The 15,026-nt window shown below is 58.1% G+C and carries 12 protein-coding genes, 1 pseudogene and 1 riboswitch; of the genes and pseudogenes, 9 read left to right on the top strand and 4 right to left on the bottom strand.

The genetic code is table 11. The features are described 5' to 3' along the window. Window positions 1-24: 24 nt before the first annotated feature. On the bottom strand, window positions 25-612 hold the full coding sequence (locus QE435_RS02700; protein ID WP_306929631.1) for an ANTAR domain-containing response regulator: 588 nt from the start codon (window positions 610-612) through the stop codon (window positions 25-27). Between the two features lie 156 nt (window positions 613-768). Here QE435_RS02700 and QE435_RS02695 point away from each other — a divergent pair, with 156 nt between their 5' ends. After that, window positions 769-1,476: a FadR/GntR family transcriptional regulator gene (locus tag QE435_RS02695; protein WP_306929633.1), complete on the top strand. Its 708-nt coding sequence runs from the start codon at window positions 769-771 to the stop codon at window positions 1,474-1,476. Window positions 1,477-1,541: 65 nt separating this feature from the next. On the opposite strand, the gene QE435_RS02690 is transcribed toward QE435_RS02695, so the two are convergent. Then, window positions 1,542-2,996, bottom strand: coding sequence for an aspartate ammonia-lyase (locus tag QE435_RS02690; RefSeq protein ID WP_349040149.1), 1,455 nt, complete (start codon window positions 2,994-2,996; stop codon window positions 1,542-1,544). Window positions 2,997-3,222: 226 nt separating this feature from the next. Here QE435_RS02690 and QE435_RS02685 point away from each other — a divergent pair, with 226 nt between their 5' ends. The 8 genes and pseudogenes from QE435_RS02685 to QE435_RS02650 all read left to right on the top strand — a co-directional run bounded on the left by QE435_RS02685 (window position 3,223) and on the right by QE435_RS02650 (window position 12,472). Beyond that, window positions 3,223-4,725, top strand: coding sequence for an amino acid permease (locus QE435_RS02685; protein ID WP_349040148.1), 1,503 nt, complete (start codon window positions 3,223-3,225; stop codon window positions 4,723-4,725). Then, on the top strand, window positions 4,722-5,681 hold the full coding sequence (locus QE435_RS02680) for an asparaginase domain-containing protein (RefSeq protein WP_349040147.1): 960 nt from the start codon (window positions 4,722-4,724) through the stop codon (window positions 5,679-5,681). The genes QE435_RS02685 and QE435_RS02680 overlap by 4 nt, the downstream gene beginning before the upstream one ends. 104 nt (window positions 5,682-5,785) lie before the next feature. After that, on the top strand, window positions 5,786-8,125 hold the full coding sequence (locus tag QE435_RS02675) for a glucose/quinate/shikimate family membrane-bound PQQ-dependent dehydrogenase (protein WP_349040146.1): 2,340 nt from the start codon (window positions 5,786-5,788) through the stop codon (window positions 8,123-8,125). A 135-nt stretch (window positions 8,126-8,260) separates the two neighbouring features. Further along, a riboswitch (cobalamin riboswitch) is annotated at window positions 8,261-8,484 on the top strand. A 259-nt stretch (window positions 8,485-8,743) separates the two neighbouring features. Beyond that, window positions 8,744-9,703: pseudogene (locus tag QE435_RS02670) on the top strand (ABC transporter substrate-binding protein); the annotation flags it as partial. A 4-nt stretch (window positions 9,704-9,707) separates the two neighbouring features. Continuing rightward, entirely contained in the window at window positions 9,708-10,727 is a 1,020-nt protein-coding gene (locus tag QE435_RS02665) for an iron ABC transporter permease (RefSeq protein WP_349040145.1), read from the top strand. Beyond that, on the top strand, window positions 10,724-11,503 hold the full coding sequence (locus tag QE435_RS02660; protein WP_349041116.1) for an ABC transporter ATP-binding protein: 780 nt from the start codon (window positions 10,724-10,726) through the stop codon (window positions 11,501-11,503). Before QE435_RS02665 ends, QE435_RS02660 begins: the two co-directional genes overlap by 4 nt. A 55-nt stretch (window positions 11,504-11,558) precedes the next feature. Further along, window positions 11,559-11,969, top strand: coding sequence for a pseudoazurin (locus tag QE435_RS02655; RefSeq protein ID WP_349041115.1), 411 nt, complete (start codon window positions 11,559-11,561; stop codon window positions 11,967-11,969). Between the two features lie 191 nt (window positions 11,970-12,160). Continuing rightward, window positions 12,161-12,472: a hypothetical protein gene (locus QE435_RS02650; protein WP_349040144.1), complete on the top strand. Its 312-nt coding sequence runs from the start codon at window positions 12,161-12,163 to the stop codon at window positions 12,470-12,472. Between the two features lie 11 nt (window positions 12,473-12,483). On the opposite strand, the gene QE435_RS02645 is transcribed toward QE435_RS02650, so the two are convergent. Further along, window positions 12,484-13,500 carry an NAD-dependent epimerase gene (locus tag QE435_RS02645; RefSeq protein ID WP_349040143.1) on the bottom strand — a complete coding sequence of 339 codons (1,017 nt, stop codon included), beginning with the start codon at window positions 13,498-13,500 and terminating at the stop codon, window positions 12,484-12,486. A 19-nt stretch (window positions 13,501-13,519) separates the two neighbouring features. Then, on the bottom strand, window positions 13,520-14,830 hold the full coding sequence (locus tag QE435_RS02640) for a UDP-glucose/GDP-mannose dehydrogenase family protein (protein WP_309769388.1): 1,311 nt from the start codon (window positions 14,828-14,830) through the stop codon (window positions 13,520-13,522). Window positions 14,831-15,026 lie beyond the last annotated feature (196 nt).

Below are 15,026 nucleotides of genomic sequence, written 5' to 3'. Positions count from 1 at the left end.
TCGCTCCCTGTCCGGTGGCGGCCGTCACATCAATAGTCCGGCAGCCGTAACCACGCTCTGCGCGATCTCGGACAATTTCTTTTTCTCATTCATCGCCGTCTGGCGCAGCAGCGCGAAGGCTTCCTCTTCGGAAAGCCCGCGCATCTTCATCAGAATACCTTTGGCGCGCTCGACCACCTTGCGCTCTTCGAGCGCGGATTTCGCCTCGGCCAGTTCTCTTTGCAGGCGGCTGAAGGCGTTGAAGCGGCTTACCGCCATGTCGAGGATCGGCTTTACCCGTTCTTTCTTCAAGCCATCAACAATATAGGCGGAGACTCCGGCTTCGACCGCAGCCTCGATGGAGGCGGTGTCCGATCTGTCCACGAACATGGCGATGGGCCGGCTGACCGTGCGGGTCAGTTGAAACAGATGCTCCATCATGTCGCGATTGGGATTTTCAAGATCGATGACGATCACGTCCGGCTGCAGCGTCTCGATGGTGCGCGCAACGCCGTTGACCTCATGAATGACGGTGACCCGCAGATGGCCCGCTTCACGCAGGCCCTCCTCAATAATCGAGGCGCGGATTGCGTTTTCATCGATCACAAGAATGGTCAGGTCTCGAAGCGTCATGCGCGCATCAATGACGCAGCGCAGTGGAATTGGCAATCTTTTTCGGCAGGTCTAAAATTTAGGCAAATGCTGTTGAGCACAGCTTTCTTTGGTCGCCGTCATTCAGGCGCATGAGCGGTTCTTGACAAATATATGATGTTTGGAAAGGTTACTCGCATGAGTGCAGGGGCTGATTGGATTTACGAGGCGAACCCGGTCAATCGCAAGAATGCGGCTGAATCGGTATTTGAAGATTTGCGGTCGGCCATTGTGTCGGGCCGGCTGACGGTTGGCACGCGTCTGCCGTCGGAAACGCATCTTGCCGGTCGCTATGGCGTCAGCCGTCCCATCGTGCGCGAAGCCTTGCGTTCGCTTCAGACGCTCGGCATGACCCAGACGCGCACGGGTAGCGGCACCTTCGTGCTGACCGATTCTCCGCGCCACGAACTGCGTTATGGCGGCTATTCAGCCCGTGATTTGATGGAGGCGCGCCCGTTCATCGAGGTGCCTGCCGCCGGATGGGCAGCGCTTCGCCGCTCCGACGAGCAACTTTCCCGGATGATGAAGCTGTGTTCGGAAATGGATCAGCAGGAAGATTTGCACAAATGGGTGCTTCTCGACTGTGAGTTCCACAGTGCCATCGCAGAAGCGTCCGGCAATTCGCTGTTTGCCAAGGTCATTGCGGACGCGCGCGACAGCGTCAGCCAGCAATCAGGGCTATTGAACCTCATGGCACATCGCCGCGTGGCGTCGAATATCGAGCATCGCAAAATTGCCGAAGCCATCGAGGCAGGTTCAGAAGATGGCGCGCGTCAGGCAATGGAGGCCCATCTCGGCAAGGTCAAGCAGGCCGTCACCTCGATCATGGGTGATGACGCCCGATAATGCTTGGGGCGCGGCGTGCCAGAAGACATTGCGCACATCCGCCGGCGCCATCGTTTCGAATGTCTTCACGCTCTGCTCTGCGCTCTGCCTGCCTGTTCCTCCTGCAAGACGGGTGCGGCAATGTTCGCCAGCAATTCCGGCCTTAATGCTTCGATCACTTGTTCGGCGCTCATATAGCCTTTTTCAAGCACGACCTGCGGTACGGTCCGGCCGCTTGCGAGCGCCTCGCGCGCAACCTCTGTCGCGGCGTAATAGCCAATCAACGGGTTGAGCGCCGTCGCAAGGCCGATCGATTCTTCCAAGCGGCGAGCCATGATATCGACATTGGCGGTAATGCCGACGACGCAGCGTTCCGCCAGTGTCCGGCAGGCAGTGCCGAGTTGGGCAATACTGTCCGACAGCGCCCGGACGATGACGGGCTCGAAGGCGTTCAGCTGAAGCTGTCCACCTTCTGCCGCCATGGTGACGGTGATGTCGTTGCCGATGACCACGAAGGCCACCTGGTTGACGACTTCCGGGATCACAGGATTGACCTTGCCGGGCATGATGCTTGAGCCGGCTTGTGCGGCTGGGAGATTGATTTCGCCAATGCCAGCGCGAGGGCCAGAGGATAGCAGGCGCAGGTCGTTGCAGGTCTTGGAGAGTTTGACTGCGATGCGCTTCAATACGCCCGAGAGATGGACGAAAGCGCCGGGATCCTGCGTTGCCTCGATCAAGTCGCTCGCCGTCACCAGTGGTCGACCTGTCAGTTGCATGAGATGTTTGCAGGCAATCGCGGCATAACCGGCAGGGGCGTTGAGGCCTGTGCCGATCGCCGTGGCGCCCAGATTGATCTCATGCAGCAATGCTGCGGATTCAATCAGGCGAGCGCGGTCTTCCCCCAGCATCACGGCAAAGGTGCGGAATTCCTGGCCGAGGGTCATCGGCACGGCATCCTGCAATTGCGTGCGCCCGACTTTCAGAATGCCGTCGAACTCACGGGCCTTGGCCTCGAAGGCGTCCTGGAGCACGAGCATGGAAGCGGCCAGTTCATCGATGGATTCGATCAAGGCTATGTTGATCGCCGTCGGATAGGCATCGTTGGTCGACTGGCTGAGGTTCACGTGGTCGTTCGGGTGCAGCCGACTGTAGTCACCTTTTGCATATCCGAGAATTTCCAGCGCGCGGTTGGCGATCACCTCGTTGGCATTCATGTTGGTCGACGTTCCGGCCCCACCCTGAATAACATCGACGATGAATTGATCATGGAGGGCACCGCCGCGGATCTCGCGGCAGGCCTTGACGATGGCGTCCATGCGCTCCTGATCCAGCAGGCCCAGCTCATGGTTTGCCAGCGCAGCCGCCTCCTTCACAAAGGTCAGGCCGCGGATGAGATAGGGGTAGCGGCCGATCGTTGTCCCGGTGATCTGAAAATTCTCCGCCGCGCGCTGCGTATGCACACCCCAATAGGCTGTTTCCGGAATATCTTTTGGCCCGAGAAGATCGCGTTCCTGACGCATCGTGATCATGTCATCCTCCATGGTGATCCGATAAATCTGTAAAGCTGCTAGACAGATTTTTCTTGGTTTAGTCCTGTCCATGATGTAGGTCAATGGCCGGGGAGAGGGTTGACGGGCGCGCAGCCGGAAACTAAGGGGATTAAAAATCTGTCATGCAGCCTTACAGAACTGCTGTTTCGATTTCCAGGCGCTTTACCTTGTGAAGGGCATTCTTGCGTAAGGACAGAACGGGTCATTCATCAAGTCTATGGACGATAGCTCTGAGGGAGGAGCGACACCAGTGGATAAGGTAACTCAAGCACACCATGAACGTCAGGTCGAGGTCCAGGAGGATTTCGGCTATCATAAAGCACTCAAACCGCGCCAGATCCAGATGATCGCCATTGGCGGCGCGATCGGAACGGGGCTTTTCCTTGGGGCAGGCGGGCGCCTTGCCATTGCGGGTCCGGCTCTGATCTTCGTCTATGCAATCTGCGGCTTCTTCGCTTTTCTGGTGCTCAGAGCCCTTGGCGAATTGATCATGCACCGTCCGACCTCCGGCTCTTTCGTCTCCTATGCGCGTGAGTTCTACGGCGAGAAGATGGCCTTTGCCGTTGGTTGGATGTACTGGATGAACTGGGCGATGACCTCGGTTGCCGATGTGACGGCCGTCGCCCTCTACATGAATTTCTTCAAGCAATATGTGCCCTGGATGCAGGGCATCGACCAGTGGGTGTTTGCGCTCGGGGCGCTCATCATCGTGCTCGGTATGAACATGCTGTCGGTCAAGGTGTTCGGCGAACTGGAATTCTGGTTCAGCCTGATCAAAGTCCTGGCGCTGTTCACCTTCCTGATCGTCGGCGTCTACTTCGTCATTTTCGGAACGCCGATTGAAGGCCACGTCACCGGCTTCAGCCTGATTGCCGATAATGGCGGCTTCTTCCCCAACGGTATCCTGCCGGCCTTCGTCATCATTCAAGGTGTGCTCTTTGCCTATGCCTCCATCGAATTGATCGGCACGACCGCGGGTGAGACGGAAGATCCACGCAAGGTCATGCCGAAGGCAATCCGCACCGTCGTCTTCCGCCTTCTGGTTTTCTACGTCGGCTCAGTTCTGCTTCTTACGCTTCTCCTGCCCTACACGGCTTACAAGGCAGGCGAGAGCCCCTTCGTGACCTTCTTCGGCTCCATCGGTGTTGAAGGTGCAGACATCGTGATGAACCTCGTGGTGCTGACCGCTGTGCTGTCGTCGCTCAATGCCGGCCTTTACTCAACTGGTCGCATCCTGCATTCGATGGCAGTTTCCGGTTCTGCGCCGGCCGCGCTTGCGAGGATGAACAAGGCAGGGGTGCCCTATGGCGGTATTGCGGTAACGGCGGTCGTCACTGTGTTCGGCGTCATACTCAACGCCATTGTTCCTTCTGAAGCGTTTGAAATTGCGCTCAATCTTGCTGCACTTGGCATCATTTGCGCCTGGGGCGTCATCGTGTTATGCCAACTCAAGCTGTGGCATCTGTCCCGGCAGGGGAAGATGCAGCGTCCGGATTTCAGCATGTTTGGCGCGCCTTACACGGGCATTCTGACACTTGTCTTCCTGTTTGGCGTTCTGGTGCTGATGGCATTCGATTACCCCGCGGGCACATATACCGTTGGCTCTCTTATCGTCATCGCGCCGACTTTGGTGGGGGGATGGTATTTGATGCGTGGGCGTATCCAGCAATTGTCGAAAGCACAGGCGTCGAGTGACGCCGCTGCGCCGGGCCAGAGATGACCGTAAGCATTTCGACCGATCATCACGAAGGGCTGGTGGCGGTCATTGCCACCGGCGGAACCATCGCAAGTCAGCGTGACGAGACGGGCGCTGCCAAACCCTCGCTATCCGGGGAAAATCTGCTTTCAGGTCTTGGTGGCGAGATTTCCCTGAAGCCGGTTGAACTCATGGCGACGGATTCGTCCAGCCTGACGATTTCCGACATGCAGGCAATAAGCGATGCGGTGGCCAAAGAGCTTGCCGACCCGGCGGTTCGGGGTGTTGTGGTGCTGCACGGCACGGATGCCATGGAAGAAACATCTCTGCTCGTGCATCTACAGCACAGCTTGAGCAAACCGGTTATCTTCACGGGCGCCCAATTCACGGCTGACAATCCACAATCGGATGGGCCGGGAAATCTCCAGGCTGCGATTGCCGCCGCCGCTGACGCATCCAACAGCGATAAGGGCGTGCTGATTTCCTTCGGCGGTAAGTTGCTGACCGTCTGGGGGCTTTACAAGCGTTCGGCAGACGATCCGGATGCCTTTGATCTCGCAGACCCCGAGATCTGTCCTCAGAGCGCCACGCTGTCAGCGCCAGTCCACACTGTCCGCGTCGATATCGTCGCGATCTATCCCGGTTGCGAGGCTACTCATATCGATGCCAGCCTCGCGGCTGGCGCAAAAGGAATCGTTCTGTCCGCACTCGGCTCGGGCAACGCCAATGCCCGCATCGTGGAGGCCGTGCAGCGTTGTTGCGACAGGAACGTCCCGGTCGTCGTGTCCAGCCGCGTGCCCGTCGGGCGTCTTGTCGCCGGTTATGGCGGCGGTGGTGGTGGTCACGACATGGGCAATGTTGGAGCGGTGCATTCGACGACCTTGAGGCCAGGTCAGGCGAGAATTCTGTTGGCTTGCCTTCTTGCAGCGTCGGCCAGCCGTGATAACATTGCGCGCGCTTTCAACGATTTTTGCGATTGAAATTCATGGCCGGATAACACAGAAATGGCAAAAATGTGATCTCCGCGGAACCTATCCTGTTTCATCCTGTTAAGCATCAAGGGAAATTAATAGGGGGGCTTTTCATGGCGGTTACCGTCACTGCTGTCGCTCTGACGCTCATTGGGCTTGCGCTTTTCGGCTTCGGATCCCAACTCGTAATGCTTGGCGGCAGCGTGTATTATGCGCTCGCCGGGCTTGCCTTCATCATTACGGCAATTCTTCTTTTCAAGCGAAACAAGGCGGCGCTGCATTTTTACGCGCTCTTCGTGCTGGCGACACTCTGCTGGGCTCTCTGGGAAGTCGGTCTGGACTGGTGGCAGCTTGGGCCGCGTGGCGGCCTGATCATCGTGATTGGCATCTGGCTGCTGATGCCCTGGATCCGTAAGCCGCTCGGTTTTGTTAGTCCAACGGGCATTCGTTACGGAGCCAACGCCGTTCCGCTTCTTGCAGCCGTCGTCATTTCCATGGGCGTGGCCGCCGTCTCGATGACGCAGGACCCGCATGACCAGGAGGGCAATTTGCCCACGGAGGTCGTCAACAATGCGCCATCTTATGGAAACCCTGTTCCAGACGGCGAGTGGCATCAATATGGGCGGACCTCCTATGGACAGCGTTATTCGCCGCTGACACAGATCACCACCGCAAATGTCGGCGATCTGAAAGAGGCCTGGCGTTACCAGACCGGCGACGTCAAGCTTCCCGGCGACGTTGGCGAAACGACCTATCAGGTGACGCCGCTGAAGGTCGGCAAAACGCTTTACCTCTGCACACCGCACAATTGGGCGATCGCCATCGATGCGGCGACTGGCAAGGAAAAGTGGAAATACGATCCGAATGTTGGCCTCAATCCCAATCGTCAGCATCAGACATGCCGTGGCGTAACCTATTATGCCGACCCAACCGCTCAGGCAGGCGCGCAATGCGCCGCCCGCGTCTATCTCCCAACATCCGACGCTCGTCTCATCGCGCTCGACGCCGAAAACGGCCAGGTTTGCACGTCTTTTGCTGACCAGGGTGTTCTGCACCTGGAGACCGGCATGAAGTACAACCCGGCTGGCTACTACTATTCCACGTCGCCGCCCGCCATTGCCGGGAACAAGATCATCGTCGGTGGCGCAGTCAATGACAACTACTCCACCCAGGAACAGTCCGGCGTTATCCGCGCCTTCGACGTGAACAGCGGCGAGTTGCTGTGGAACTGGGATTCCGGAAACCCTACCCAGACCCAACCGCTTCCGCCGGGTCAGACCTATACGACCAACTCTCCCAACAGCTGGTCCGTATTCAGCGTCGATGAAGCGCTTGGGCTCGTCTACATTCCTTTGGGGAATCAAGTTCCAGACCAGCTCGGAATGGGTCGGAGCGAGAGTGTAGAGAAATACTCCTCGTCGATTGTGGCACTCGACGTAAACACCGGGCAGGACCGCTGGGTCCGGCAGACTGTGCATCACGACCTATGGGACATGGACGTGCCGGCACAACCGGTGCTGCTCGACATAACAAAGCCGGATGGCCAGTCTGTTCCCGCTCTCGTTGGGCCGACCAAGCAGGGCGATATCTATGTGCTGGACCGTCGGACGGGTGAACCGATCCTGCCGGTGACCGAAGAACCGGCACCCGGTGGCGCAATTCCGGAAGATTTCTCCGCGCCAACGCAGCCGACCTCTGCCTTGACGTTCAAGCCCGAGCCGCTGCAAGAAAAGAACATGTGGGGCGTCTCACTGTTCGATCAGCTCGCCTGCCGCATCAAGTTCCATCAGCTGAATTACGAAGGTCGCTACACGCCGCCGTCCTTGAAGGGTACGCTCGTTTATCCGGGCAACTTCGGTACCTTCAACTGGGGCAGTGTTGCGGTCGATCCCGAGCGCCAGGTGATGTTCGGAATGCCGACCTATCTTGCCTTCACCTCGCAGCTCATTCCGCGCGACAAAGTCCCGCCGAAGGGGCAGGATGAGAAGGGCAGTGAGCAGGGTCTGAACCGCAACGACGGCGCGCCCTATGCCGTGTTGATGGGCCCGTTCCTGAGCCCGATCGGCATCCCTTGCCAGGCGCCACCGTGGGGCTATGTCGCAGGAGCCGATCTCAGAACCGGCAAGGTTGCGTATAAGCACAAGAACGGCACTGTCTATGACATGACGCCACTGCCGCTTCCCTTCAGGGTCGGCGTGCCGGGTATCGGCGGCCCGATGATCACCAAGGGTGGCGTGGCCTTCCTCGGTGCAGCGGTCGACAACTATCTGCGCGCCTACGATCTGACCAGCGGAAAGCAGTTATGGGAGGCAAGATTGCCCGCGGGCGGGCAGGCCACGCCCATGACCTACGCTCTCGACGATGGCAAGCAATATGTCGTGATGGTTGCAGGCGGTCACGGATCGGTCGGCACGAAGCCTGGTGATTACGTCATCGCCTATACGCTCCCCTAACCGGAGCATTTCGTTAAAACCCTTGATGGCCGGGACTTGTTTCCGGCCATTTTGTTTCTCAAGCGCACGTTAATAGGCTTGTATTTGGTATGTAATAACATTACACGACGTCGCTTGACGGACCAGATCAAATAGGTCTATCTGGCTTATGACGGTTCCAAGCGAGAGATCGCGAGGAATAATAGGGAACACGGTGCGGGGATTGTCTCCAAGGCCGTGGCTGCCCCCGCAACTGTTAGCGGATTGTCGAGCACTCGTGACGCATTTACCTGCGTCGGGCCACTGCGAATCTATCGTGGGAAGGCGGGCAAGACGATCATCCGTGAGCCAGGAGACCTGCCGTCATAAGTTCATTCCAATGTCACGGGCGGGGATGCCCTGAACAGGAGACGTCATGATTGTTATTTGCGCCCTTCAGCGCTCACATCCATCTGTGTTTTTTCCTCGTTCTCGATCGTCTCACGCACGTTGCTGTCGAATGAGTGTTTCATTCGCGCTCACATGACGGCGTATGCCTTTGGCAACGTCGACGATTTCGGGGATTATCGAACCATGACATTTCACTTCACCGGCGCATTTCTCGCGGCGGCATTCGCTGCACTCTCGATGGTGCCGAACACGGCAGAGGCTGCGGAAACGACCTACCCTTTGACGCTGAAAAATTGCGGCAGGGACGTCACCTTCAAGCACGCGCCACAGCGCACCGTTTCTCTCGGTCAAAGCACCACGGAAATCCTTTATCTGTTGGGACTGGCCGATAGGGTTGTGGGAACGGCCGTCTGGATCGGACCCGTGATCAAGGGTTATGAAGAGGCCAACGCCAAGGTGGAGCGCCTCGCGGACAATGATCCGAGTTTTGAGAACGTTGTGGCGAAGAAGCCGGATCTCGTCACCGCACAGTTTCAATGGCATGTCGGTCCGGAAGGCATCGTTGCGAAGCCTGAGCAATTCGAAGAACTTGGGATTTCCGTATATACGTCGCCTGCGGATTGCACCGGAAAGGACAATTCGGGCGGTGGCGATGGCGTCAGAAGTTCTGTCTTCACCATGGACCAGATCTATCAAGAGGTCGCTGAACTCGCGCAAATCTTCAATGTCCAAGACCGAGGTGAGAAGCTCATCGCCGACCTGAAGGCCCGGGAAGAGGCTGCGCGTCAGAAGATCGCATCTATGGATGGCAAGCTCTCTGCCGTCTTCTGGTTCTCCAGCGCTGAACTGGATATCGATCCTTACGTCGCAGGCAAGAACGGTGCGCCCGGCTATATCATGTCAGCGCTCGGCATCAAAAATGTCATCGACAGCGAAGAGGAATGGCCCACAGTCGGCTGGGAAACCATCGCCAAATCCAATCCCAGCATCATCGTTGCGGGCAAGATGGACCGTCGCCGTTTTCCAGCTGACGATATCGCCGTGAAGCAGAAATTCCTGAAGGATGATCCGGTCACAAGCCTGATGCCGGCCGTCAAGAACAACCATATCGTCGTGATGGATGCACAGGCTATGAACCCGACGATCCGAACCATCGACGGCATTGAGGTGTTGGCCGACCAGATCGTTCAACTCGGCCTGGCGAAGTAAGCCTATGCCCCTTTCTTTGCTTTACGCCCGTGCTGCCGTCATTGCAGCCGGGTGCCTTTTGGTGGCGCTTTGGCTTGGCGCCTCCATTGGCGAAACCTCCATTCCGATGGAGGTTGTCGCCAAGACGGTCGCCAATCGCCTCTGGCATGCCGGATATCCGCTGGATGCCATCGATGAAGGCATTATCTGGAATTATCGTTTGAGCCGCGCCGTGGTCGCCGCCTGTTGTGGGGCAGCTCTCGCCGTGTCTGGGGTCGTGCTGCAATCCCTGTTGCGCAATCCGCTTGCTGACCCCTACATTCTCGGCATCTCCGCCGGGGCATCGACCGGCGCCGTCGGCGTCGCAATCCTTGGCCTGGGTGCTGGCGTGCTGACCATGCCTCTCGGTGCATTTCTCGGCGCGCTCCTCGCCTTTGCGCTTGTCAGCCTGCTGGCGCTCAGGGCTGGGCGGGGCAACAGCGCAATCATTCTGGCCGGCGTCGCCGGTTCGCAGTTGTTCAACGCGCTCACCTCTTTCATCGTCACCAAGGCTGCCAATGCTGAACAGGCCAGGGGCATCATGTTCTGGTTGCTCGGCAACCTGTCCGGCGTTCGCTGGACGGATGTCTCGCTTGCCCTTCCGATCGCCATTTTCGGCCTCGTTGTCTGCCTCTGGCATGCCCGGGCGCTGGACGCCTTTACCTTCGGAGCGGGATCGGCCGCTTCTCTAGGAGTACCCGTGCGTCGCGTCTATGTGGTGCTGACAGGCACCGCTGCGCTGATGACGGCGGTCATGGTCAGCATTGTCGGCTCGATCGGCTTTATTGGTCTCGTTATTCCCCATGCTGCACGCCTGGTCGTCGGCGTTTGCCACGGACGCCTGCTTCCGGCTGCCGCATTGATCGGCGCCATCTTCATGATCGGTGCCGATGTTCTTTCCCGCACCATCATCGCCGGCCAGGTTCTACCGATTGGCGTCATCACCGCACTGTTCGGTGCGCCCGCCTTCGCGCTTATCCTTTCGCAGCGGCGGAGGGTGGCATAATGCTTTCCGTGCGCAACCTAAGCTGGACAACGGGCGGTGTCGGCATCGTCAATAACATCAGCCTCGATCTTTCTGCTGGTGAATTTCTTGGCATCGTCGGGCCCAACGGATCTGGCAAGACGAGCCTCATGGCTATGCTTTCGGGCCTGAGAAAACCGCGCTCCGGCGAGGTCTTGCTGGACGGTAAGTCGATGAACCTTTTCCAGCGTCGTGATGTGGCGCGCCAGATCGCGCTTGTCGAGCAGCAGGCTGAGACACAGGAGCGCATCAGTGCTCGCCAGGCGGTGGAGCTTGGCCGTATTCCGCATAAGGGCGCCCTGTCTCCTTGGTCCCCTGAAGATGACGAGATTGTCGATCAGGCGTTGCGTAACGTCGATATGGAGGGTTTCGGGAGGCGCATGTGGCACACGCTTTCTGGCGGAGAGCGTCAACGTCTGCATATTGCCCGTGCTTTGGCACAGCAGCCGAAGATCCTGCTCCTGGACGAGCCGACCAATCATCTCGACATCGGCCACCAGATCGCACTTCTGCATCTGGTTCGCCAGCAGAGGTTAACCGTCGTTGCCGCTTTGCATGATCTCAATCACGCGGCGATGTTCTGTGACCGGATCGCTGTGCTCAAGGCGGGAGCGCTCGTTGCGATGGGTAGGCCCTGCAAGGTCCTGACCCCGGAACTCATCTTCGATGTGTTTGGCGTTCATGTCGATGTGGAACGAGAAGGCGAGGATGCCTGCCATATCCGCTATCGCGCGCCGGTCATGATCGAAACCCAATAAGGATATCACGATGAAATTGCTTCTCTCCATTGCTACGGCTACCGTCGTTTTGTCGATGAGTGCGGGTCTTGCCTTGGCGGAGACCGTGGAGGTCAGGATGCTCAATCAGGGTGAGAAGGGCTCGATGGTCTTCGAACCTGACTATCTTCATCTCCAGCCCGGCGACACGGTAAAGTTCATCGCCACGCATAAGAGCCACAATGCCGCGACCATCGACGGCATGGTTCCAGAGGGGGCGAAGGGTTTCAAGGGCAAGATCAACGAGGAGATTGAAGTCACTTTCGAACGGGACGGCTTCTACGGCATCAAATGCTCGCCGCATTTCGGTATGGGCATGGTCATGTTGATCAAGGTGGGCGAGACCAGTCTGCCGGAAAGCTATAGAAGCGTGGCCGTTCCCGCCCGCGCCAAGCCGCGCCTCGATGCTCTCTTTGCCGAGGCCGAGGCGGACCAAGGCAAGCCTTGAGCACGAGATAGGGATCAGGCGCACTTTTCAGAGGCGTCTGTGTGCAAAAGTCCGCTTTACGATCTTGAAGCGGAAGACACTCATCCTACATCTCCCTCAACCCGCTGGTCCGGGCCCCTCTGGTGAAAGTCCCGGCGCTTTCACGATGTCGGACCGTTTCCGACACCGCGCCGAGACTAAGAGGTCCGTTCATGCTCTCCGATATCGCCGCATGGTTCATTACGCTGCTCGTCGTCGATCCGCTTCAAGCCGAGATGCGCGAACAGCTGGATCGTGCAAATGCATCGACTGAAATTATCCAGCAATCGCAGCGATGCGTCGCAAGCCAGGCGCCGCAGCTTCTCAACCGCGCCGGCGAAGACCCGGCCTGGGCGATCGCCACCGTTGTCGGTTTTACCTTCGGCTGGACGTCACCGGCGCAATTGCTGGATAAGAGCGAACCGAATTGCGCAGCCGTTCTTGCCTTGCTGCAGGGCGGTGATGAAGGGGAAACTGAGGTCTAAGCTCCTACGCCTTAGATATTTTCGTTGCGCCAGCCCCTGTACCATTCGACGAAATGCTGGACGCCTGTTTCAACCGGCGTTTCCGGCGCATAGCCTGTGAGCGCTCGCAGCAGATCCGGCGAGGCATAGGTACGCGGCACGTCACCCTGTTGCATGGGCAGCATATTGCGGATGGCCTTCTGGCCGAGAACAGTCTCCACCGTTTCGACGAAGCGCATCAACTCGACAGGTTGGCCACCGCCAATATTGACCACGCGGAACGGTGCATGTTTCGACAGCGTATCGGTCACACCCTCTTCGGTGACGCGATTGTCTTCCGAAGGTGCTATATGGCTGAGGCGGATGATGCCTTCCACCAGATCGTCGATATAGGTAAAATCGCGGCTCATCTGGCCTTCGCCGTAAATATCGATCGGCTGACCCTTGAGGATGGCATCGACGAATTTGAAGAGCGCCATGTCGGGTCGGCCATAGGGACCGTATACCGTGAAAAAGCGGAAAGCCGTCGTCGGCACCTTATGCAGATGCGCATAACTATGCGCCATCAGTTCCATGGACTTCTTGGTGGCCGCATAGATCGTCATCGGCTCATCGGCACGGTCACTCTCGGCAAAGGGCACCTTCTCATTCGATCCGTAGATCGAGGAGGTCGAGGCGAGCAGGAGATGCTTTGGCTGAAGATTTTTCGCCAGCTCCAGAATATTCCACGAGCCGATGAGGTTGGAGTTCACATAGTCCTTCGGGCACTCGATGCTGTAGCGAACGCCCGCCTGCGCCGCGAGATGGATGATCACCTCCGGCTCGGCGAGGTCGGCTGCGCGGTTCAGCGCATCGGCATCTTCCAGCATGCCGATTTCAGCCTTGAAGCCGTTCGAACGCGCAAGGATCGCGTGCCGCTTTTCCTTCAGCGCGACATCGTAATATTGCGTCATCCCATCGAAGCCGACGACGAAGTGACCATCGTCCAGCAACCGCTTGGCGAGGTGAAAGCCGATGAAACCCGCCGTTCCGGTAATCAGATAACGCATGGGATGTGCAGACCTTCCGTTACTGTTCCGAGCGACCGATGCTCGAATAGGAGAAGCCATGGGCTGTGACTTCATCGGCGCGATAGATGTTGCGCAGGTCGACGAGGACGGGGCTCTTCATGATGCTTTTGAGACGGGCGAGATCGAGCGCGCGGAACTGGTTCCATTCGGTCACGATCACCAGCGCTTCGGCATCCTGCGCGGCCTCGTAGGGACCCTGGGCATAATCGATGCCCTCGATGAGCGGCTTGGCATTGGCCATGCCTTCCGGATCGTAGGCTGTGACTTTAGCGCCGGCATCCTGCAATGTCTGGATGACTGTGATCGCCGGGCTGTCGCGCATGTCGTCGGTATTCGGCTTGAAGGTCAATCCCAGAACGGCCACCTTTTTGCCGCGGATATCGCCGCCAGCGGCTGCGATCACCTTGCGGCCCATGGCGCGCTTGCGATTGTCGTTGACGGAAATCGTTGCCTCGATCAGACGAACCGGGCTGTCATAATCCTGCGCGGTCTTGGCGAGCGCCAGCGTATCCTTGGGGAAGCAGGAACCGCCATAACCCGGGCCTGCATGCAGGAATTTCGAGCCGATACGGCCATCGAGCCCGATACCCCGAGAGACGTCCTGCACATCGCCACCCACCTTTTCGCACAGATCGGCGATCTCGTTGATGAAGGTAATCTTCATCGCCAGGAAGGCGTTGGCGGCGTATTTGATCAGTTCGGATGTACGCCGCGTGGTGAAGAGCAGCGGCGACTGGTTGAGATAGAGTGGACGGTAAACTTCGGTCATCACCGGACGTGCGCGCTCGTCGGAAAGACCGACGACGATGCGGTCGGGACGCTTGAAGTCGTCGATGGCAGCACCTTCGCGCAGAAACTCCGGGTTGGATACGACAGCAAAATCTGCTGTCGGATTTTCTTCACGGATGATGCGCTCTACCTCGTCACCGGTGCCGACAGGCACGGTGGACTTGGTGACAATGACGGTAAAGCCGGTGATGGCGGCTGCGATTTCCTTTGCTGCGGCATAGACGTAACCGAGATCGGCATGGCCGTCACCGCGGCGCGATGGCGTGCCGACGGCGATGAACACGACATCCGCATCTGCCACAGCCGTTTTCAGCTCAGTGGTGAAGCTCAGGCGACCGGCCTTGGCATTGGTGGAAACGATGACATCGAGACCAGGCTCAAAAATCGGAATCTGGCCGTTCTTCAGCGCCTCGATCTTTTCCGGCATCTTGTCGACGCAGATCACGTCATGGCCGAAATCCGCAAAGCAGGCGCCAGACACCAAGCCGACATAACCGGAGCCGATCATCACAATACGCATTGAACAACCTTTCAGGGTGCGGGGCGGTCAAGCCCTTCCACAACTTCGATATCGTTTCTGGAGTTGGTATCTATCCGCCTTCGCTCCCAAGTCCAAGCTTACAGAGCGTTTTCAAGTGTAATTTCAAAATTTTGTTGCAAATGAATCAAACCAGACGACCCTTCCAGCCATTCAGTGTTAGACTTCCAAGTACCTC

Origin of the sequence: Agrobacterium sp. SORGH_AS 787 (genome assembly GCF_030819035.1) — a bacterium.
Lineage (GTDB): Bacteria > Pseudomonadota > Alphaproteobacteria > Rhizobiales > Rhizobiaceae > Agrobacterium > Agrobacterium larrymoorei_B.
Note: the sequence above shows the minus strand (reverse complement) of the source record. Positions and strands in the feature narration are given on the sequence as shown.

What these genes read in the sequence shown, in the direction of transcription:
- QE435_RS02655 (WP_349041115.1), top strand. Translation starts at nt 11,559, where the DNA reads ATGAGTGCGGGTCTTGCCTTGGCGGAGACCGTGGAGGTCAGGATGCTC.
- QE435_RS02645 (WP_349040143.1), bottom strand. Translation starts at nt 13,500, where the DNA reads ATGCGTTATCTGATTACCGGAACGGCGGGTTTCATCGGCTTTCACCTC.
- QE435_RS02690 (WP_349040149.1), bottom strand. Translation starts at nt 2,996, where the DNA reads ATGGAGGATGACATGATCACGATGCGTCAGGAACGCGATCTTCTCGGG.
- QE435_RS02665 (WP_349040145.1), top strand. Translation starts at nt 9,708, where the DNA reads ATGCCCCTTTCTTTGCTTTACGCCCGTGCTGCCGTCATTGCAGCCGGG.
- QE435_RS02695 (WP_306929633.1), top strand. Translation starts at nt 769, where the DNA reads ATGAGTGCAGGGGCTGATTGGATTTACGAGGCGAACCCGGTCAATCGC.
- QE435_RS02680 (WP_349040147.1), top strand. Translation starts at nt 4,722, where the DNA reads ATGACCGTAAGCATTTCGACCGATCATCACGAAGGGCTGGTGGCGGTC.
- QE435_RS02685 (WP_349040148.1), top strand. Translation starts at nt 3,223, where the DNA reads ATGGACGATAGCTCTGAGGGAGGAGCGACACCAGTGGATAAGGTAACT.
- QE435_RS02640 (WP_309769388.1), bottom strand. Translation starts at nt 14,830, where the DNA reads ATGCGTATTGTGATGATCGGCTCCGGTTATGTCGGCTTGGTGTCTGGC.
- QE435_RS02675 (WP_349040146.1), top strand. Translation starts at nt 5,786, where the DNA reads ATGGCGGTTACCGTCACTGCTGTCGCTCTGACGCTCATTGGGCTTGCG.
- QE435_RS02700 (WP_306929631.1), bottom strand. Translation starts at nt 612, where the DNA reads ATGACGCTTCGAGACCTGACCATTCTTGTGATCGATGAAAACGCAATC.
- QE435_RS02650 (WP_349040144.1), top strand. Translation starts at nt 12,161, where the DNA reads ATGCTCTCCGATATCGCCGCATGGTTCATTACGCTGCTCGTCGTCGAT.